This window comes from Mesorhizobium sp. M1423 (assembly GCF_040317575.1).
Classification (GTDB): Bacteria; Pseudomonadota; Alphaproteobacteria; order Rhizobiales; family Rhizobiaceae; genus Mesorhizobium.
Genome location: NZ_JAMYKU010000001.1, coordinates 431,788 through 450,163 on the forward strand (window position 1 = coordinate 431,788; position 18,376 = coordinate 450,163).

The 18,376-nt window shown below is 62.1% G+C and carries 20 protein-coding genes and 1 tRNA gene; 11 read left to right on the top strand and 10 right to left on the bottom strand.

Annotated features, from left to right (window positions below):
• The first annotated feature begins 49 nt into the window (after positions 1-49).
• On the top strand, positions 50-481 hold the full coding sequence (locus NKG95_RS02235; RefSeq protein WP_023720967.1) for a GlcG/HbpS family heme-binding protein: 432 nt from the start codon (positions 50-52) through the stop codon (positions 479-481).
• A gap of 10 nt (positions 482-491) precedes the next feature.
• On the opposite strand, the gene NKG95_RS02240 is transcribed toward NKG95_RS02235, so the two are convergent.
• The 3 genes from NKG95_RS02240 to NKG95_RS02250 all read right to left on the bottom strand — a co-directional run bounded on the left by NKG95_RS02240 (position 492) and on the right by NKG95_RS02250 (position 2,172).
• Positions 492-893 (bottom strand): hypothetical protein, encoded by a 402-nt coding sequence (locus NKG95_RS02240; protein WP_023720966.1) that lies wholly within the window; start codon positions 891-893, stop codon positions 492-494.
• Positions 894-1,091: 198 nt separating this feature from the next.
• Positions 1,092-1,274 carry a 50S ribosomal protein L32 gene (rpmF, locus tag NKG95_RS02245; RefSeq protein WP_006203806.1) on the bottom strand — a complete coding sequence of 61 codons (183 nt, stop codon included), beginning with the start codon at positions 1,272-1,274 and terminating at the stop codon, positions 1,092-1,094.
• A 139-nt stretch (positions 1,275-1,413) separates the two neighbouring features.
• Entirely contained in the window at positions 1,414-2,172 is a 759-nt protein-coding gene (locus NKG95_RS02250) for a transglycosylase domain-containing protein (protein ID WP_031194544.1), read from the bottom strand.
• Between the two features lie 79 nt (positions 2,173-2,251).
• On the opposite strand from NKG95_RS02250, the gene NKG95_RS02255 reads away from it, so the two are divergent.
• Entirely contained in the window at positions 2,252-3,169 is a 918-nt protein-coding gene (locus NKG95_RS02255) for a polyprenyl synthetase family protein (protein WP_352640176.1), read from the top strand.
• Between the two features lie 178 nt (positions 3,170-3,347).
• Here NKG95_RS02255 and NKG95_RS02260 read toward each other — a convergent pair whose 3' ends face one another.
• The 3 genes from NKG95_RS02260 to tkt all read right to left on the bottom strand — a co-directional run bounded on the left by NKG95_RS02260 (position 3,348) and on the right by tkt (position 8,616).
• Positions 3,348-5,237 (bottom strand): potassium/proton antiporter, encoded by a 1,890-nt coding sequence (locus NKG95_RS02260; RefSeq protein WP_023720962.1) that lies wholly within the window; start codon positions 5,235-5,237, stop codon positions 3,348-3,350.
• Between the two features lie 218 nt (positions 5,238-5,455).
• On the bottom strand, positions 5,456-6,466 hold the full coding sequence (gene gap / locus NKG95_RS02265; RefSeq protein ID WP_023720961.1) for a type I glyceraldehyde-3-phosphate dehydrogenase: 1,011 nt from the start codon (positions 6,464-6,466) through the stop codon (positions 5,456-5,458).
• A 158-nt stretch (positions 6,467-6,624) separates the two neighbouring features.
• Complete coding sequence (tkt, locus tag NKG95_RS02270; RefSeq protein WP_353039850.1) at positions 6,625-8,616, bottom strand: transketolase; 1,992 nt, start codon at positions 8,614-8,616, stop codon at positions 6,625-6,627.
• 260 nt (positions 8,617-8,876) lie between these two features.
• Between tkt and NKG95_RS02275 the strand changes: the two genes are divergently transcribed.
• The 4 genes from NKG95_RS02275 (at position 8,877) to NKG95_RS02290 (ending at position 11,378) form a co-directional block, all read left to right on the top strand.
• Positions 8,877-9,149, top strand: a complete 273-nt coding sequence (locus NKG95_RS02275; protein ID WP_006200774.1) for a DUF4164 domain-containing protein — start codon at positions 8,877-8,879, stop codon at positions 9,147-9,149.
• A gap of 4 nt (positions 9,150-9,153) precedes the next feature.
• A complete protein-coding gene (locus NKG95_RS02280) occupies positions 9,154-9,519 on the top strand; it encodes a cell division protein ZapA (RefSeq protein WP_353022785.1) in 366 nt (121 codons plus the stop codon).
• 174 nt (positions 9,520-9,693) lie between these two features.
• The gene (locus tag NKG95_RS02285) at positions 9,694-10,353 is read left to right on the top strand and encodes a peroxiredoxin (protein ID WP_023720958.1); all 660 of its coding nucleotides are present in this window, start codon (positions 9,694-9,696) and stop codon (positions 10,351-10,353) included.
• A gap of 152 nt (positions 10,354-10,505) precedes the next feature.
• On the top strand, positions 10,506-11,378 hold the full coding sequence (locus NKG95_RS02290) for an MBL fold metallo-hydrolase (RefSeq protein WP_352480873.1): 873 nt from the start codon (positions 10,506-10,508) through the stop codon (positions 11,376-11,378).
• A gap of 204 nt (positions 11,379-11,582) precedes the next feature.
• On the opposite strand, the gene NKG95_RS02295 is transcribed toward NKG95_RS02290, so the two are convergent.
• The 3 genes from NKG95_RS02295 to NKG95_RS02305 all read right to left on the bottom strand — a co-directional run bounded on the left by NKG95_RS02295 (position 11,583) and on the right by NKG95_RS02305 (position 14,605).
• Positions 11,583-12,098, bottom strand: a complete 516-nt coding sequence (locus tag NKG95_RS02295) for a hypothetical protein (RefSeq protein WP_352480872.1) — start codon at positions 12,096-12,098, stop codon at positions 11,583-11,585.
• Between the two features lie 368 nt (positions 12,099-12,466).
• Complete coding sequence (gene rpoH, locus NKG95_RS02300; RefSeq protein ID WP_023720954.1) at positions 12,467-13,378, bottom strand: RNA polymerase sigma factor RpoH; 912 nt, start codon at positions 13,376-13,378, stop codon at positions 12,467-12,469.
• 186 nt (positions 13,379-13,564) lie between these two features.
• Positions 13,565-14,605: an RluA family pseudouridine synthase gene (locus tag NKG95_RS02305; RefSeq protein ID WP_352817767.1), complete on the bottom strand. Its 1,041-nt coding sequence runs from the start codon at positions 14,603-14,605 to the stop codon at positions 13,565-13,567.
• Between the two features lie 26 nt (positions 14,606-14,631).
• Between NKG95_RS02305 and NKG95_RS02310 the strand changes: the two genes are divergently transcribed.
• The 3 genes from NKG95_RS02310 (at position 14,632) to NKG95_RS02320 (ending at position 15,584) form a co-directional block, all read left to right on the top strand.
• The gene (locus NKG95_RS02310) at positions 14,632-15,015 is read left to right on the top strand and encodes a fimbrial protein (RefSeq protein ID WP_352480870.1); all 384 of its coding nucleotides are present in this window, start codon (positions 14,632-14,634) and stop codon (positions 15,013-15,015) included.
• Positions 15,012-15,419, top strand: a complete 408-nt coding sequence (locus NKG95_RS02315) for a VOC family protein (protein WP_023720951.1) — start codon at positions 15,012-15,014, stop codon at positions 15,417-15,419. The genes NKG95_RS02310 and NKG95_RS02315 overlap by 4 nt, the downstream gene beginning before the upstream one ends.
• A 90-nt stretch (positions 15,420-15,509) precedes the next feature.
• Positions 15,510-15,584, top strand: a tRNA-Glu gene (locus NKG95_RS02320).
• A gap of 146 nt (positions 15,585-15,730) precedes the next feature.
• Here NKG95_RS02320 and NKG95_RS02325 read toward each other — a convergent pair.
• Entirely contained in the window at positions 15,731-16,798 is a 1,068-nt protein-coding gene (locus NKG95_RS02325; protein ID WP_023720940.1) for an adenylate/guanylate cyclase domain-containing protein, read from the bottom strand.
• Positions 16,799-16,914: 116 nt separating this feature from the next.
• Here NKG95_RS02325 and NKG95_RS02330 point away from each other — a divergent pair, with 116 nt between their 5' ends.
• Entirely contained in the window at positions 16,915-17,355 is a 441-nt protein-coding gene (locus NKG95_RS02330) for an SRPBCC family protein (RefSeq protein ID WP_023678521.1), read from the top strand.
• A 417-nt stretch (positions 17,356-17,772) separates the two neighbouring features.
• Positions 17,773-18,354 carry a VOC family protein gene (locus NKG95_RS02335; RefSeq protein WP_023720938.1) on the top strand — a complete coding sequence of 194 codons (582 nt, stop codon included), beginning with the start codon at positions 17,773-17,775 and terminating at the stop codon, positions 18,352-18,354.
• Positions 18,355-18,376 lie beyond the last annotated feature (22 nt).

An 18,376-nucleotide genomic window follows, 5' to 3' on the forward strand; every position in this document is an offset into this window, starting at 1 on the left:
ACCGCGATCTGTTCTGCCGGTTGATAACTGGCGCGTTTAGGAGGCGGCCATGACCGCACTGACGCTCGACAAAGCCCTTGAGATCATCGCCGCCGCCTTTGCCAAGGGTGCCGAGCTCAAGCTCAGGCCGCTTGGCGTCTCGGTGCTCGATGCCGGCGCCCATCTGGTCTCGTTCCAGCGTCAGGACGGCGCCTCGTTCCTGCGTCCGCAAATGTCGGCCGGCAAGGCCTATGGCGCGCTCGCTATCGGCATGGGCTCGCGCCGGGTGGAGGCTTTCGCCAAGGAGCGCCCGCATCTGATAGCCGGCGTCTCCGACGTGTCGGGCGGACGCGTCCTGCCGGTCGTCGGCGGCGTGCTGATCCGCGATAAGGCTGGCACGATCATCGGCGCCGTCGGCATTTCCGGCGATACGTCGGACAATGATGAAACGGCAGCCATCGCTGGCATCGAGGCGGCTGGCTTCACCGCCGACCCGGGCTGAGCCGGAATCCTTAATTCATGTTGATGTCGCGGCTGGCCGACCGCATCGACACCGAAAAGCCGGCCAGCACGTCGATCAATGCTATGACCATCAGTGTGAAGAAAACGGAATGGGCGGCGCCCTTCACCAGCAGGAATTCGACCAGATAGGCCACAAAGACGAAGGTCGACAAAAGGTGGTCCATGATCGAGGCATTTGTCGTTCGCGTCGACTTCACCACTTCGACGAACAAGAAGATCAATGCGATCAGCACGATGAGATCGCCGAGGGTCATCGAGAACACCCCGCCCGACATCATCCGGACCGAAAACATTTCGGTCGCCCACGGGTCGTCGCCGCTGCCGAATATTCCCAGAAGCCCGAGATTGTAGAGAATGAAAGGCACGATCAGCAGCGGAATGGCACCGAACATGTGGCGGCTCCGGTTGGACTGATCTTTGTAGAGTGCGCCCGGCGTTCGCCGTCAAGAATTTTCGTGCGGCCCATAAACACGGACAAAGACGGCGTGAAACAACAATGTCAGCCCCGGCCGGTATGATCAGTTGTCGACGAACGCAAAAAGACCGGCCAGTGGCCGGTCTTTTGCAATAATAAACCGTAGAAAGCTGTCTCAGCTTTCCTTCGGCTCCAGCACCTGGCGACCGCGATACATGCCGGTCTTCAGGTCGATATGGTGCGGACGGCGCATCTCGCCGGAGTTCTTGTCCTCGACATAGGTCGGGGCCTTCAGTGCGTCGGCGGAACGGCGCATGCCGCGCTTCGACGGAGAGGTTTTTCGTTTCGGAACGGCCATGGATATGCTCCACTACATGGTCAAAACGCCCTGGCGGCCCTCGTGAAAGGGCCACGTCAGGGGCCGGAATCTGAGAAAGTCGGCTGCCTATACACGCCCGATGGCGTTTTGGCCAGCGTCGCGGTGTTTTTTTTTGACACTATCGCAGGCAGCCGACATAGGCGCCGGCGCGGCCCGCGCGCCGTTCGATCAACGCGGCAAGCCGCCTCAGTCCCGGCCCGGGCTTCGCCGGATTGCGCACGATCGGGTTCGGCAAGGTGACGGCAAGCAGCGCTGCCTGTCGGCGCGACAGCTGTTTTGCCGAGACGCCGAAATGATGTTGGGCGGCGGCCTCGATGCCGTAGATGCCCGGTCCCCATTCGGCGATGTTGAGGTAGATCTCCATGATCCGCCGTTTCGACAGCACCGCATCGAAATAGACGGCCAGCGGCAGTTCGACGACCTTACGGACCGAGCCCAACGGCCGCGACCATAGATAAAGGTTCTTTACCGTCTGCATGGTGATGGTCGAGGCGCCACGCGTCATCTCGCCGGCGAGCGCATCGTCGACGACGCCGCGCAACTCGCCTAGATCGACGCCGCGATGGAAACAGAACTGCCCGTCCTCCGACATGATGACCGAATATGCCAGCACCGGCGCCACATCGTCGATAGAAACCCAGCGCCGATCGTAGCCGGAAAACGTCGCCAGGTCCTTCAGCATCAATGTCGAAACCGGGTGCACGAATGACGGCAGGTACAGAAAGGTCAGCACCACCGGCATCAGCGCCAGCACGATGGCGACAGCGATGCCGCGCCGGACCCAGCGTTGAAGACCGATGCGGCTGCCGCGTCTCGGTCTCGCCATGTCCAACCCTTCGGTTTCGTGATCGACGATCGGTTCCGCCAAGCCACCCAATCCGCGCTACTCCCTGCCCCCGGCATAATGGCGCTTGGCTTCTTGCGCAACGTCTGAGTGTCGGCTACCGCTCCCGACCATGACGAAAGACGACCAAATGGCGTTCGAGGCTGCACTTATTGCCCGGGCAGTTCCACTCGAGGCGCTGCTGAGGCGGTTGCTCGACGGGCGCACGCTTTCAGGCGAGATCGCGCGGCCGGAACGCCTGATGGCCGCGATGCGACATGGCGTGCTGAACGGCGGCAAACGACTGCGCCCCTTCCTGGTCATGGAAAGTTCTGCACTGTTTTCAGCCGACGTCGAGCCGGCGCTGCGCGTCGCGGCGGCGCTCGAATGCGTGCACTGCTATTCGCTCATCCATGACGATCTGCCGGCCATGGACGATGATGATTTGCGCCGTGGCCAGCCGACCGTGCACAGGGCTTTCGATGAAGCGACCGCCATTCTTGCCGGCGACGCCTTGCTGACGCTTGCCTTCGACATCCTTGCCGACGAGGCGACAATGCTGCCGGCCGAGCGCAGGGCAGCGCTGGTGCTGGCGCTGGCCCGCGCCGCAGGGGCCGGCAGCATGGTCGGCGGCCAGATGCTCGATCTCGAGGCCGAACAAAGCCGGCCGGACGAGGCTGGCATCATCCGGCTTCAGGCGATGAAAACCGGTGCGCTGATCCGCTTTGCCTGCGAAGCGGGCGCCATCCTTGCCGGCGCGCCGTCGCGCGACCGCGAAAGGCTGGCCGAATTCGGCTCGGCGATCGGGCTTGCCTTTCAGCTTGCCGACGATCTGCTCGACCTGACCGCCGACGCGCATCAGATGGGCAAGGCAACCGGCAAGGATGCCGCGGCCGGCAAGGCGACGCTGGTCGCGCTGCACGGACCGGACTGGGCGCGGGACCAGCTCCATGGCCTCGTCGACCAAGCTCATGCGCTGCTCGAGCCCTATGGCGAACAAGCCGCGCTTCTGAAACAAGCGGCGCAGTTCGTTGCGGCCCGCAACAATTAAGCTGCCCCCTATGGCGCGCCGTACAGCCACGGAGAATTGGCGACTGTTCGGCCAGATGCCCTCGCAGCCGGCCGATCGGGATGATTTCCGGCGATGTCGGACCACATGGACTCGCCACGCCAGTTGCCGAACCATTCTTCAGCCTCGCGGCAGGGCTCCGCGGCTCGGGTCGACGCGGTCAGCCTTCGCCAGTTGTCTTTTCCACCACGGGCTGCGGAACCGGTTCCATTTCGGCCACCGCCTCGACCGCTCGCGCTTCGGCCGGCTTGCGCCGGTTGCGGATGAAGGCGGCGATACGGTCGCGGATTTCGCCGGCGCTGAGGAACACCGGAACGCGTGCCACCGGCGCGGTCGGCTCGAAGGATAGGCCAAGGCCGGTGATCCTGCCCTTGTCGTCGACGTCGCGGACGATCAGCTCGATCGGACCGAGCAGCACGCGGTCGGCATATTCGGCGTGGCCGCCGAGCCGCGCCGTGACCAGATCGCCAATGGTGAGCTTGCGTTCCGCTTCGGTCAGGCCCGGCGCGTAGGCGGTCTCCAGTTCCTCGGCGGAGCGTGATGGATCGACGGCAAAGGCGCCGAAGAAATCCGCATCCTCGGGATCGACCACGGCACGGCTGGCGAACAGCTTGTCGAGCAGGCGCGGATAGCGGTCCGGCACGAAGATGTAGACATGATCGCCGGCCGCCAGCCGGCCCATATCCTGGAAGCGCATCGAGCGTCCGTCTCGCAGCACAAGCGACGGCCGCGCCCAGCGCGGAATGCGTTCGCCGCGCGCCACCGGGCTGCCGGGTGCCACGCGGTAGGCAAGAAGCTCATGATGGGCGGAGCCCGGCAGTTCCAATTCGACCTTGTCGAGCGGTCCCAGGCGGGCCGGCACGATAAGGCCGAGGCGGCGCGCCAGCGGCCCGACGGTCCATCCCTGGATGACCAGAGAGACCAGCACGATGATGAAGGCGGTGTTGAAGATGAGGCGGCCGTTCTCAAGACCGCCGAGCAGCGGCGTGATAGCAAGCAGGATCGACACGGCGCCACGCAGGCCAACCCATGAGACAAAGGCGACTTCCGGGCGTGGCAGACGGAACGGCACCAGGCATAGCCAGACGGCGACTGGCCGTGCGACAAATATCAGGAACAGTCCGAGCAGCACCGCCGGCACCAGGATCGCCGGAAATTGCGAAGGCGTCGCGAACAGGCCGAGGATCAGGAACATGATGATCTGCGCCAACCACGACATGCCGTCCTGAAAGCGCTTGAGGATGGTGACAGCCCGGATATCGGAATTGCCGGCGATCAGGCCCGCGAGATAGACCGCCAGGAAGCCGGAGCCGCCGACGGCGCCGGCGGCGGCAAACACCATCAGCGACAGCGTCAGCACGAAGATCGGCAGCAGGCCGTGATCTAGATTGAGGCGATCGACAAGGCGCACGATGGCCATGCCGCCGAGAATACCGATGACCGCACCGAGCCCCATGTTGACAAGGAAACCGACGGCAAGATCGGTAACCAGCACCTTGGCCTCGGGGTGGGTGTTGGCGGCGATGACCTCGACCAGCGTGATGGTCAGGAAGATGGCGATCGGGTCATTGGTGCCGGATTCCACCTCGAGCGTCGAACGCACGCGCTCGCGCAAATTGATCTCGCCGGCGCGCAGCAGGAAGAACACCGCCGCGGCGTCGGTCGAGGCGACGGCGGCACCGAGCAGGAAGGATTCCAGCCATGTCAGGTCGAGCAAATAATAGGCGGCGGCGCCGAACAAGCCAGTGGTCAAAAGGACGCCGAAGGTCGCCAGCGACAGCGCCGGCCCGGCCGCCTGCCGCAAGGCATTGAGCGGCGTGCCGAAGCCGGAATCGAAAAGGATGACCGCCAGCGCCAATGAGCCGGCAAAATAGGCAAATCGGGCATTGTCGAAATGGATGCCGAGACCGTCGGTTCCGGTGGCAAGGCCGATGCAGAGAAACAGCAGCAGGAGGGGGGCGCCGAAACGGAAGGCGATCAGGCTCGAAAACGCGGCGGCAACGACAAGTGCTGCGCCAACGAGCGTCACCAGATAGATACCATGCTCCATTCGTTGGTCGCCCCTAGTCGATATGCTCCGGCATCACGGGAGAGTGGGGCGAAGACATGGCCGCTGCAAGGCAGCAGCGCGGCTTTTCGCCCTACGCTGCCGATAGTCGAATGTTTTGGCACCTCCGAGCAGCGGAGGCTGCCTCGGGGGGGCGTGCTGCAACGAAAAACGCCCGGACTGAGCCGGGCGTTGTCCAAGTCGAGAAGATGGTTCTGCGATCAGGCGATGGTCTTGCCGAAGGCGACAGCGGTGTCGCCCATGCGGTTGGAGAAGCCCCACTCATTGTCGTACCAGGCCAGCACCGAAACGAAATTGCCGTCCATGACCTTGGTCTGGTCGAGCGCCACGATCGAGGAGTGCGGATCGTGGTTGAAGTCGATAGAAACATTGGGATGACGAGTGACGGCAAGGATGTCCTTCAGCTTGCCGTTCGAAGCCGCGATTACCGCGTCGTTGATTTCCTGGACGGTGGTCGACCGCTTGGCGATGAACTTGAAATCGACCAGCGAGACGTTCGGGGTCGGCACGCGGATGGAGATGCCGTCGAGCTTGCCCTTGAGCTCGGGCAGTACCAGGCCGATGGCCTTGGCGGCACCGGTCGAGGTCGGAATCTGCGAAAGCGCGGCGGCGCGGGCGCGGTAGAGGTCCTTGTGCATGGTGTCCAGCGTCGGCTGGTCGCCAGTATAGGAGTGGATCGTCGTCATCATGCCCTTCTCGATGCCGACGGCCTCATTCAGCACGGCCGCCAGCGGCGCCAAGCAGTTGGTGGTGCAGGAGGCGTTCGAGATGACGATGTGGTCCTTGGTCAGCTTGTCGTGATTGATGCCATAGACGACGGTGAGGTCGGCCCCCTCCGCCGGAGCGGAGACGAGAACGCGCTTGGCACCGGCGGTCAGATGGGCGGCGGCCTTGTCGCGGGCGGTGAAGATGCCGGTGCATTCGAGCGCGATGTCGATGCCGAGTTCCTTCCACGGCAGTTGCGTCGGATCCTTGATCGCGGTGACCTTGAATTTTTCCTTGCCGACGATGATCTGATCGCCGTCAACCGTCACCTCATGCGGAAAGCGGCCATGCACGCTGTCGAAGCGCAGCAGATGCGCGTTGGTCTCGACCGGGCCGAGATCGTTGACGGCGACGACGTCGATATCCTTGCGGCCGGATTCGTGGATGGCGCGCAGGATGTTGCGGCCGATGCGGCCGAATCCATTGATGGCAACTCTGACGGTCATTGTTCTCTCCCTGGGAGTTGGGGGCCGAAGATCAAGTCCGCAGCTTCATAACGGCGGACGGGCAAAGAATCCAGCCGCCGAGGCTCGGATTTAAATCGATTAGTGCTCCGCCGGCCGGCAAAACCGCTATGCCAGCCTTTGCGGATCGGGGCTTAATTTCATTTGCCGTGCAGACGGGCTTCCGCCGCCTTCACCGTTGCTTCGGCGGTGATGTCGAAATGCGGATAGAGCTGTTCGATCGTGCCGGAGGCGCCGAAGCCGGTCATACCGATAAAGATGCCTTCGGTGCCGATGAAATAATCCCAGCCCTGACGGATGCCGGCTTCGATGGCAATCTTGAGCGGCGCATTGCCGATCATCCTGCTGCGATAGTCGGCGCTCTGCTTGTCGAACAATTCGAAGCACGGCACCGAGACGACGCGGGTAGCATGGCCGTGCTTTTCCAGCGCCTCGCGCGCGGCCAGCGCGATCTCGACCTCGGAGCCCGAAGCGAAGATCGTCACCGCCGCCTCGCCACTTGCGGCGGCAAGTTCATAGGCGCCGCGGCTGGAGAGGTTTTCCGCAACGAAGTCGTTGCGTACCGTCGGCAGGTTCTGCCGGGTCAGCGCCAAAGTCGAAGGCGTCTTTTCCGATTCAATGGCCAGCTGCCAGCATTCCGCGGTTTCCACCGCGTCGGCCGGGCGGAAGACATTGTGGTTCGGGATGGCGCGAAGTGCTGCCAGATGCTCGACCGGCTGATGGGTCGGGCCGTCTTCGCCAAGGCCGATGGAATCATGGGTCATGACGAAGATCGAGCGGATGCCCATCAACGAGGCAAGCCGCATCGCCGGACGGGCATAATCGGAAAAGCACATGAAGGTGCCGCCATAGGCGATAATGCCGCCATGCAGCGTCAGCCCGTTGAGCGCAGCCGCCATGCCGTGCTCGCGAATGCCGTAGTGGACATAGCGCTGGCCGTAATCGTCGGCAGTGATGTTCTTGGTCTGGCTGGTCTTGGTGTTGTTGGAGCCGGTCAAATCGGCCGAGCCGCCGATGGTTTCGGGCACGGCGCCGTTGATGACCTCCAGCGCCATTTCCGACGATTTGCGGGTGGCGACCTTCGGCTTGTCGGCGGCGAGCTTCTGCTTGTAATCGCCAATGACAGCATCGAAGTTGGCCGGCAGCGTGCCGCTGATGCGGCGTTCGAATTCGCCGCGCAATTTGGCGTCGGCCTTGGCAAGGCGGCTTTCCCAGTCGGTGCGAGCCTTGACGCCGGCCCGGCCGGCGGTACGCCATGCGTCGAGGATATCGGCCGGAACCTCGAACGGCGGATAATCCCAGCCGAAGAATTTTCTGGCGCCGGCGATTTCCTCGGCGCCGAGCGGCGAGCCATGCGCCTTGTTGGTGCCGGCCTTGGTCGGCGCGCCGAAGCCGATCGTCGTCTTGCAGGCAATCATCGTCGGCTTGTCGGAGTGGCGGGCCGCTTCAATGGCATAGGCGATCGCTTCCGGGTCCTGGCCGTCGATATGGCTGGCGTTCCAGCCGGACGCCTGGAAGCGGGCGACCTGATCAGTGTTGTCGGCCAGCGACACCGGGCCGTCGATGGAGATGTTGTTGTTGTCCCAGAAGACGATCAGCTTGTTCAGCTTCAGATGTCCGGCAAGCGCGATGGCTTCCTGGGACACGCCTTCCATCAGGCAGCCGTCACCGGCAAGCACATAGGTGTAGTGGTCGACGAGATCGTTGCCGAAAGCGGCATTCATGATGCGCTCGCCGAGCGCGAAACCGACCGAATTGGCAAGGCCCTGGCCGAGTGGGCCCGTCGTCGTCTCGATGCCGGCGGCATGGCCGTATTCCGGGTGGCCCGCGGTCCTCGACCCCAATTGGCGGAATTGCTTGATCTGGTCGATGGTGATGTCTTCATAGCCGGTCAGATAGAGCAGCGAGTAAAGCAGCATCGAGCCGTGGCCGGCCGACAGGATAAAGCGGTCGCGATCCGGCCAATGCGGGTTCTTCGGATCGTATTTGAGAAAGCGGGTGAACAGCAGGGTGGCGATGTCGGCACAGCCCATGGGCAGCCCGGGGTGGCCGGAGTTTGCCTTCTCGACGGCGTCCATGGCGAGAAAACGGATCGCATTGGCCATCCGGTCATGTTGTTCGCGCGAGGTCATGCTTCCTCCAAAATGGGGGTTTGGGCCTTGGGAAAGCCCTTGAAAAGGGTGCGCGACACATAGCAGGCGCGGCCTTTTAGTCAACAAATCGGTGTGCTTTTGCCGGTCTTGTGATGGCCATGCACCACTTACATTAGCGTTAGCAGGGGACAGTCGCGATCGCTTTATTGACGTGCGGTTCACACGGCGCGTAATGTTTCAGGGATAACGCGTTCTGAACGTGGATGATTCGGTGATGGGCAGGGCGCAGGACGAAAGCCATGACCGGGGAAACGACCCTCAAGGAAGTCATTGCCAGGCTGGGTAAGGCCATCGAAGGGCTGGAAAACGCCGTCGCGGCCAAGCTCGAGCACGAGCGGGACTATTCGGAAGCCGAGGCCGAAGTGCAGCGGATGAACGCCGACCGCTCGCGGCTGGCGCAGGAACTCGACAATTCCGAGGCCCGCGCCGAACGGCTGGAAGATGCCAACAAGGAAGTGTCGCGAAGGCTGGTGACAGCCATGGAGACCATCCGCGCGGTACTGGACAGGTAGGCCAATGGCACAAGTCACGGTTTCCATCGACAGCAAGCAGTATCGGATGGCCTGCGACGAGGGCCAGGAAGAGCATCTGATCGATCTTGCCGAGCGCTTCGACCGCTATGTCTCGCATCTGAAGGATTCTTTTGGCGAGATCGGCGACCAGAGGCTGACCGTGATGGCCGGCATCATGGTCATGGACGAGCTTTCAGAACTGCAAAAGCGGGTCAAGGGCATGGAAAGCGAAGTGCTGACGCTGCGCAAGACGCGCGACGACGCACTGACCAAGGCCGACAAGAACGATTCCGTGCTGACCGGGGCGCTCGGCGCGTTGGCCCAGCGCATGGAAGACCTGGCGACGACGTTAGCAGTGAGCAAGGCCTGAGCCAGCGCAGCGAAAATTCCTGCTGCATTTGCCGAGAAGCAATGAAAATATTTCGCCGCCGGCCTCGATGCCGGCGCAACAGCCGTTTGAAGGATGACGCCGGAGTGGTAGAAAGGCAAAAGCAGCGCCGGTCAACGCCGGCTGCGATCTGCACTCACAAGGTAGGGACATGTCATGAGCCTCCGCATCAACGATATCGCGCCGGACTTCACCGCTGAGACCACGCAAGGACCGATCAGCTTCCATGAATGGATCGGCGACGGCTGGGCGGTATTGTTCAGCCATCCGAAGAACTTTACGCCGGTTTGCACAACCGAACTCGGCACGATGGCCGGGCTCGAAGGCGAGTTCAGGAAGCGCAACGTTAAGATCATCGGCATCTCGGTCGATCCCGTCGAAAGCCATGGAAAGTGGCAGAACGACATCAAGACGGCGACCGGCCATTCGGTGAACTACCCGCTGATCGGCGACAAGGATCTCAAGGTCGCCAAGCTTTACGAGATGCTGCCGGCGGGTGCCGGCGAGAGCTCGGAGGGCCGCACGCCCGCCGACAATGCCACGGTGCGTTCGGTCTACGTCATCGGGCCCGACAAGAAGATCAAGCTGGTCCTCACCTATCCGATGACGACGGGCCGCAACTTCGACGAAATCCTGCGCGCCATCGATTCCATGCAACTGACCGCCAAGCACCAGGTGGCGACGCCGGCGAACTGGAAGCAGGGCGAGGACGTCATCATCACCGCTGCTGTCTCGAATGAGGATGCCATCAAGCGCTTCGGCGCCTACGAGACAATCCTGCCATATCTCAGGAAAACCAAGCAGCCTTCCGCCTGAGCAGGCAGAGGCGGCACGGAGAAATTTTTGGTTTTCCTAGCCGTGTGAGCACGGGGTGCTTGACGACGCCTGGTTGACGGACAACCATGCCTTTCATTTGCCGTGGCTGAGAAAATCATTCCTGCCACGGTGAGAGATCAAGGGGGCTGGGATTGGACGCATTATCGGCCAGGTCGCAGGTCACCGGCTTCTATGACAAGCCGAGCGGGTCCGTCCAGTATGTGGTCGCCGACATGGCGACCCGCAAATGCGCCATTATCGATCCGGTGCTCGACTTCGACGAAAGGTCCGGTGCAACGGCAACGAAAAACGCCGACGCCTTGCTCGACTTCGTCAGGGAAAGCGGGCTGGAGGTCGAGTGGATCCTCGACACGCATCCGCATGCCGACCATTTGTCCGCCGCCCATTATCTGAGGGGGAGAACCGGAGCGCCGACGGCAATCGGCGAGAGGATCATCGACGTCCAGAAATTGTGGAAGGTGATCTACAACTGGCCGGAATTCCCCGCCGACGGTTCGCAATGGGACAGGCTGTTCGCCGACGGCGCGACTTTTTCGGTCGGCGGCCTTCCGGCAAGAGTGCTGTTTTCGCCGGGCCACACACTGGCCTCGATTACTTACGTCATCGGCGACGCCGCCTTCATCCACGACACGCTGTTCATGCCGGACAGCGGCACCGCAAGGGCAGACTTTCCCGGCGGCAGCGCCGAGCGGCTCTGGCGTTCGATCGAGGACATCCTGGCACTGCCGGACGAGACACGTCTGTTCGTCGGTCACGACTACCAGCCGGGTGACCGCGAAGCGCGCTGGGAAAGCACGGTCGCGGAACAGAAAGCCGGCAACATCCATGTTGCCGGCTGCAAGACGGAAGCCGACTTCGTCGCGCTCCGCCAAGCCCGCGACAGGACGTTGCCGATGCCGCGGCTGATCCTGCACGCGCTGCAGGTCAATATGAATGGCGGACGCCTGCCGGAACCGGAATCCAACGGGCGGCGCTATCTGAAATTTCCGCTCGATTGCCTCTGAGGAGATGGGTCGCTGGCACTACAAATGCCATTTCAAACTCGGCGCCCGCTCATCGTTCCGAGATGGTCATCTAAGTTATTGATTAAGTTATTGATCCTGATTCGATTTTTGCGATGTGTGAATCCGATAGGTCGCCATACGGGAGAAGGTGGCGGCAGCCGGATGAGGAGCGGCGCAGACGCCAGCTAAGTGTTTAGTCCAGCGTCAGGGTTTTGTTCGGCGGGCTAAATGTTCATACGTGATTTGCCAAGGATCGCTCTCGGAAGATCTTTCCTCGCCAATCCAATGGAAGCTGTTGGCAGTGATCTCAGTGAAACGCCATCGAGTTTTCAGACCGCGCGAGTCATTGCCGAGCTGGACAATGTCCTTACCCTCGGCCCGGCCGATCTGGCGCGAGTGATCCCGGTTGAGCGGGTCGTTCCATATGATATGCCAGCCATCGATCCCAGGATCGAAGATGCGCAAGGTTGTGCCATACATCGTCGACGGCGCAGGGCGCTTGGGCCTGATCCAAACGTCCTGAATCGCGCGGCCTTCGAGCACCCAGCCAAAATGGCATTCGCCATCCCATTTCTGGATTGTCCCGTCATCGAGGTAGTGGACCGTGTCCATTTCCCAGCTTCCAATTAGCCATCCATACAGGTCCATGTCTTTCGCTCGGTCGGCTGGGGGACCTTCGGATCCGAGAGCGGTCAGAAACGGAGAAATCGTCATCGTCATATCGTCTTTCGTTTCCGAACAGACGAGTTCAACTGCCCGGCGCGGCCCCGGCGGCCCGTTGTCGCCCGCCTGCCGCAAGCGCCGCCTTGTGGAATTTTGCGACGGAAGCCCGTGTCGGCGCCGGAACATTGCCGCCACAGCTTGCAGCGTTGCGGTTTCCAGAGCTTGGGGAAAATTGCGATAATGCCGCTATCGATGGGATCGTCTGCGGACACGATGGCGAGGCTACGGAGCAGTTTATGGCAGTGGATCGGACATCCGCGAAGGCGCCGCGGAACTGGCAACCTTCTAAAATAACGGCGGCGCCAGTTACCTGACGCCGCCGTTATTTGTTTCTACCGGCCGTTATTTGTTTCTATCGGAAGGCTTTACGCCGCCGGCTGCGCCTCGATGGTGCGCAGCGCCTGCATCTGGCGCTTGGCTGCGGCCTTGACCGCGTCCTGCACCTTCTCGAAGGCGCGCACCTCGATCTGGCGCACGCGCTCGCGGCTGATATCGAACTCGGCCGACAGCTCTTCCAGCGTCAACGGCTCATCGGCGAGGCGGCGCGCCTCGAAGATGCGGCGTTCGCGGTCGTTGAGCACGGCAAGAGCGCCCGACAGCATGCCGCGCCGGTTTTCCAGCTCGTCCTGCTCGATCAGCATCTCTTCCTGGCTTTCGTGATCGTCGACCAGCCAGTCCTGCCATTCGCCGGATTCGCCTTCGCTGGCCCGGATGGGCGCATTGAGCGAGGCATCGCCCGACAGACGGCGGTTCATCGACACGACTTCCGCTTCCGAGACGTTCAGCCGGGTGGCGATCTCGGTAATCTGGTCGGGCTTCAAATCGCCTTCGTCGAGCGCCTGGATCTTGCCCTTCACCTTGCGCAGGTTGAAGAACAGGCGCTTCTGGTTGGCGGTGGTGCCCATCTTGACCAGGCTCCACGAGCGCAGGATGTATTCCTGGATCGAGGCCTTGATCCACCACATCGCATAGGTGGCGAGACGGAAGCCGCGCTCCGGTTCGAATTTCTTGACGGCCTGCATCAGGCCGACATTGCCTTCCGAGATCACCTCGCCGATCGGCAGGCCGTAGCCGCGATAGCCCATGGCGATCTTGGCGACGAGCCGAAGGTGGCTGGTGACGAGCTTGTGCGCAGCCGTGGTGTCCTCATGCTCGGCGTAGCGCTTGGCGAGCATGTACTCTTCCTGCGGCTGAAGCATCGGAAAACGGCGGATTTCTTCCAGGTAGCGGCTGAGGCCGCCTTCGCCGGAAACGATACTGGGTAGTGACTGGGCCATGATAGCGCCCCCTCTCTATTGGAGTGATGCCCCCGAAACGCGGCAGGCATGTGGCGCGAATGCCAAAGGCACATTCGCGCTAACCGACATATATAGAACAAAACCAGAAAGACAGGCATTTGTTCAACACGAAACAGTGTGTCACGCTGAAGTGAACAACGCCGGTCAGGTTTTCAGGTGGTTGGTTCAAAGCTTGCGGAAGCCGTCGACGAGTTCCTCCATGTCCCACGGTATCGGTGCTTCGAACCTCATCGTTAAATGGGTATCCGGATGCCGAAATGCAAGGAGGCGGGCGTGCAAAGCTTGTCGCGGAAATGCTTTCACTTTGCTGGTTAGCGGCTCAGGCAACCGGTTGGCCTTGGTGCGGAAAGCCTGGCCGTATTCGGGGTCGCCAATCACCGGATGGCCGATATGGGCCATGTGGACGCGTATCTGGTGGGTGCGACCGGTTTCCAGCCGGCATTCGACCAGGCTCGCCGTGGCGAATTCCTGCTGCTGCTCGCCAAAGCGCTCAATGACGGTGAAATGCGTTATGGCGTGGCGGGCATCGTCGCGGCCTTGCGGCACCACGGCGCGGCGTACCCGGTCGGCGGCGCGGCCAAGCGGCGCGTCGACCATCCCCGTCGGCCTTGCCGGTATGCCCCAGACCAACGCCAGATAGGCGCGCTCGAGATCGCCGGTCAGGCCGTGGTCGGCAAAGGCCTCCGACAACGCCTTGTGGGCGCGATCGGTCTTGGCGACGACCATGACGCCACTGGTCTCCTTGTCGAGGCGATGGACGATGCCCGGCCGTCTCACCCCGCCGATGCCCGACAGGCTGTTGCCGCAATGATGGATCAGCGCGTTGACCAGCGTGCCGGTCCAGTTGCCGGCGCCGGGATGCACGACCAACCCGGCCGGCTTGTTGATGACGATCAGCTCGCTGTCCTCGTAGAGGACATCCAGCGCAATATCTTCGCCTTGCGGCTCCGCCGGTTCCGGCTCCGGCATGTCGACCGACACGCTGTCACCTTGTGCCATCTTGCGCTTCGTCTCGCTGGCTGGCCTGCCGCCGATCCTGACCGCGCCCTGCTTTATCAGCATCTGCACCCGGCTGCGCGACATGTCGGGGCCGAGCCTGGCCGCCAGCCATTGGTCGAGCCGTTGGCCGGCCGCATCGGCGCCGGCCTCCAGCACGATCTGTCTGGCCCCTATTAATTGTCTGACCTCTTCGTTATGAGCGCTCATCGAAAACAGTTCCGGAATCTGGTGCCATGGCCCGGCCGCTTGCCGACGAAGACGAGGAAAAGCCGCTCGACCCCGAGGTCGAAAAGGTGCGGAGGAAGCTCGTCCGCTTCGTCGCCATCAATCTCGGCCTGCTGTTCCTCGCCCTTATGGTGGTGATCGCGGCGCTTGTCTACAAAGCGCGCAATGCACCGCCTGTCAGCCCTCCGCTGAGCAGCGACATCCAGGTGCCGATCGGCGAACCGGTCAATGGCGACATCGTGCTGCCGGTCGGCGCCAGGGTGGTCAGTCAATCGCTCTCCGGCAATCGCCTGTCGATCGACGCCGAGCTGGCAGACGGCAGCCGCGCCATCTTCGTCTATGACATCACCGAACGACGCATCGTCGGCCGTTTTTCGATCAGGAACAAATGACCGGTTTTGCCGAACACCGCAGCATTGCCACGGTCGCGCTCGTCGTCGCAAATTATGACGAGGCGATCGCCTGGTATGTCGACCGGCTGGGTTTTGTCCTCACCGAAGATGTCGATCTCGGCGGCGGCAAACGCTGGGTCACGATCACGCCAGGCAACGGGCAGGGGGCGCGGCTGCTTCTGGCCGAAGCATCCGGCGATGCGCAAACGGACGCCGTCGGCAACCAGGCCGGCGGGCGGGTTTTTTTGTTCCTCGAAACCGACGATTTTGCCCGTGACCATGCGCTGATGCTCGAAAAGGGCGTCGAATTCCGTGAGGCGCCCCGGCACGAGACCTATGGCACTGTGGCGGTTTTCGCTGATCTCTACGGCAATCTCTGGGACCTGATCGAGCCAAAACGCTAGGCTTGCAGCGGATATTTCACCGGCGCGACAGGCAGCCTTAAGCCTAGTTGCTTTTTGCCAGCCGTCAGCCTATATCGCCGGTTCTTGAACGCGCCCATCGTCTAGCGGTCAGGACACCGCCCTCTCACGGCGGGAACAGGGGTTCGATTCCCCTTGGGCGTACCAAGTCTCTCCAAGCTCTCCGCAAACCATCAATCCGATCCATCGCCTTGGGTCGCGGCGGGTTTGGCTCATTGCCGCTCAGTCATGGCTTCGCACGATACCAAGATATGCTGCGAACGACACATCCACGGCGCGCTCAACCATTCGATCTATTCCGGTAAGCCGAAAAGTGTTTGCGCGCCTGCTATTCCTCCGAGCGGATGACTGCCCATGGCGATCATCGGCTCGGTAGTTTCTGCCTCGAACACTGTCGACGCGAGCACCGTCCGTCCCAACGGCTTGCACAGCCCTTCGATGCGGCTGACAAGATTTACAGCCTTGCCGATCGCGGTGAAGTCCAACCTGCCGGCAGTGCCGATGTTCCCCCAGAGTATCTCGCCGACATGCAGGCCAATGCCATATCCGAGCTCAGGGCCGCCATTGCGGCGCCGAGTTTGGTTGAGATGATCTATCCCGGCGCGCGTGGCCTTCACGGCGCGTACCGCAGCGTCACATGCGGCATTTGCATCGCGCTCGCCAATCGGGAAAATCGCGAGGACGCCATCACCTATAAACTTGAGAACCTCACCACCAAATGCGTGCACCGCGCCCGCGACGCAATCGAACCAGGCATCAAGTACCAATACGATCTCGTCTGCATCATGAACCTCGGATAGATCGGTGAAACCTCGAAGGTCCGCGCACAGAAGCGCAGCCCGTATCGTCTCTCCCTTTACTCGACGAGAATGACCGTTGAGCACATGTGCTGCACTGCGCTTTCCCAAATATGCTTCGAGCAATGCGCGTTTCGCGGACCGTTCTGCGAGTGCGGTCATCGGAGCCGCAGCAAACCGGGAGATTTGCCGCAGCAGCTCTGACTGCGCCTCATCCGGAGTATGATCGAACGCCCACACCAAAGTCGGTGCGACACCGCCCGCTCGCTCGTCGAACACCATCGCCCGCGTCGTGCCAAGCCACTCCCGCAGCACGAGCCGGGGATCGGCATTCTGGCGGTCGGCGCCTATGCCCAAAGCCTCGACCACTTCATTCCCAGGCGCTCGCCAGAGCCAGATGCGGCGTGAAATGATCGGGTCGGGAGCATCCTGCGCCAGCGCGCCGGCGATGATCGGCAGGCCGTCTTCCATCAAATGCGTTGAGAGCTGCAATAGAAGTCGCCCACCGTCGCCAATATGCGCGGCGTCGTCCAGAAGGAATGAAAGCGAGTTTGCGAGAAGCATCGGCAGAAGGTCACTCGGCACAGGCTTATGCTTACGCCTCGAACATCTTCTTGCAACTCCCCACATTCGCTTCAATCATGCACGGTATTCGATGCGGATGTGACCTGGAGTGAGCGATGGCGGAATCGGTTTACACAGAGATTGAGGTCGCCGCGCCACAAGCGACCGTGTTCGCGCTTTTGACGGATCCGGACCAGATCGTGCGATGGATCGGGACCGAAGCGAATTTAGATGCATCGCCGGGCGGTCTGTTCCTCGTCAATGTCGGTGGTCGCCATATGGCCCGCGGTGAGTTCACCGAGGTGATCCCGGTCCACCGTCTTGCCTACAGTTTTGGCTGGGAAGACAACGAGACCGTGCCGCCCGGCTCCAGCCATGTCGAGATCGACCTGATCGCGAGGGATGCGGGGACACTGATCCGCTTCACGCACAGCGGACTGCCGAACGCAAAGGAGCGTGACAGCCACCGAAGGGGATGGGAGCACTACCTCTCACGGCTGAAGATCACTGCTGATGGGGGACATGTCGATCCCGACGTGCCGATGAAGAATATGTGATTTCATCTAAGGGCCGCGGATGCCCGTAATCCGAACCAGGCGCGGCATGCGTCAACGAGGCCCCTTTGACCTGCCGTCGCCAAACCGGCCGCTCGGGAAACCCAGCGACCTGCGGGCTGCCGCACCATTACAGCTGCCGGCGACGGATCGTTTCGGCGAGCTCGGCGAAGGCGTCCGCGATCCCGGTGCCGCTCTTGGCGCCTGCGTGGAATTCTTGAAACTCAGCGCTTCTGGCGCAACGCCTCGGATTGAATTAGCATCCGTTCATCAAAGCTCCGGCCGCACTCCTGCAGGATGCGGAATGCGGAGCGCAGGCGAGCGAGGCCGGGCGCGGTCACATGCCGGGCGCTGATCCAAGCGCGACTGGGCATCCGAACTTCCGTTCGGCGGCAAGACGGCGTGGCCGGGAGGAGTCAGATGCAGAAGCTGCAATCACAAGGCGTCCATCACATCACGCTGGTCGGCGCCGATCGCCAGAGCTCCATCGATTTCTGGGAAGGCGTGCTCGGCATGCCTTTCATCTTCGAGCAGCCCAACCTCGACAAAGCCAGCGAAAGCCATCTTTATTTCGATCCGGGCGACGGCCGGCTGATCACCGTCTTCACCGACGAGAGCCGCACGCCGGTCAAGCGGCGCACGCCAACCGATACGGGCTGCGTCCATCACATCGCTTTCGCGGTGTCGCGCGTCACCTTTTTGCAGGCGGTCGGCCGGCTCGACGAGCGCGCCATCAAGCACAGCGGCGTCAAGGATCGCGGCTTCATGGACTCGATCTACTTCGAGGATCCGCTCGGCCTGCTGATCGAGCTCGCCTCCTACCGTTTCGAGCCGCCGGCGGGCTTCACCCATGCCGACGTGTTGATGCAGGCGCACAAGATCCGCGTCGCGCGCGGCGACTACGCAATAGCCGAGGTGCATCTCGCCGACGCGATCCAGGCGCTTGTCGAGCGCTCCCGCGCGACCTTGTCGGAAGACCGCGCTCCGAAAGATCCATACTGACGACAGGCCAAACAAAGGGAGG

Coding starts and splice junctions, on each gene's coding strand:
- NKG95_RS02275 (WP_006200774.1), top strand. CDS start 8,877: ATGACCGGGGAAACGACCCTCAAGGAAGTCATTGCCAGGCTGGGTAAG.
- NKG95_RS02315 (WP_023720951.1), top strand. CDS start 15,012: ATGACCGGTTTTGCCGAACACCGCAGCATTGCCACGGTCGCGCTCGTC.
- NKG95_RS02330 (WP_023678521.1), top strand. CDS start 16,915: ATGGCGGAATCGGTTTACACAGAGATTGAGGTCGCCGCGCCACAAGCG.
- NKG95_RS02235 (WP_023720967.1), top strand. CDS start 50: ATGACCGCACTGACGCTCGACAAAGCCCTTGAGATCATCGCCGCCGCC.
- NKG95_RS02285 (WP_023720958.1), top strand. CDS start 9,694: ATGAGCCTCCGCATCAACGATATCGCGCCGGACTTCACCGCTGAGACC.
- NKG95_RS02240 (WP_023720966.1), bottom strand. CDS start 893: ATGTTCGGTGCCATTCCGCTGCTGATCGTGCCTTTCATTCTCTACAAT.
- NKG95_RS02310 (WP_352480870.1), top strand. CDS start 14,632: ATGGCCCGGCCGCTTGCCGACGAAGACGAGGAAAAGCCGCTCGACCCC.
- NKG95_RS02280 (WP_353022785.1), top strand. CDS start 9,154: ATGGCACAAGTCACGGTTTCCATCGACAGCAAGCAGTATCGGATGGCC.
- tkt (WP_353039850.1), bottom strand. CDS start 8,616: ATGACCTCGCGCGAACAACATGACCGGATGGCCAATGCGATCCGTTTT.
- NKG95_RS02325 (WP_023720940.1), bottom strand. CDS start 16,798: ATGCTTCTCGCAAACTCGCTTTCATTCCTTCTGGACGACGCCGCGCAT.
- NKG95_RS02260 (WP_023720962.1), bottom strand. CDS start 5,237: ATGGAGCATGGTATCTATCTGGTGACGCTCGTTGGCGCAGCACTTGTC.
- NKG95_RS02255 (WP_352640176.1), top strand. CDS start 2,252: ATGACGAAAGACGACCAAATGGCGTTCGAGGCTGCACTTATTGCCCGG.
- NKG95_RS02295 (WP_352480872.1), bottom strand. CDS start 12,098: ATGACGATGACGATTTCTCCGTTTCTGACCGCTCTCGGATCCGAAGGT.
- rpmF (WP_006203806.1), bottom strand. CDS start 1,274: ATGGCCGTTCCGAAACGAAAAACCTCTCCGTCGAAGCGCGGCATGCGC.
- gap (WP_023720961.1), bottom strand. CDS start 6,466: ATGACCGTCAGAGTTGCCATCAATGGATTCGGCCGCATCGGCCGCAAC.
- rpoH (WP_023720954.1), bottom strand. CDS start 13,378: ATGGCCCAGTCACTACCCAGTATCGTTTCCGGCGAAGGCGGCCTCAGC.
- NKG95_RS02335 (WP_023720938.1), top strand. CDS start 17,773: ATGCAGAAGCTGCAATCACAAGGCGTCCATCACATCACGCTGGTCGGC.
- NKG95_RS02305 (WP_352817767.1), bottom strand. CDS start 14,605: ATGAGCGCTCATAACGAAGAGGTCAGACAATTAATAGGGGCCAGACAG.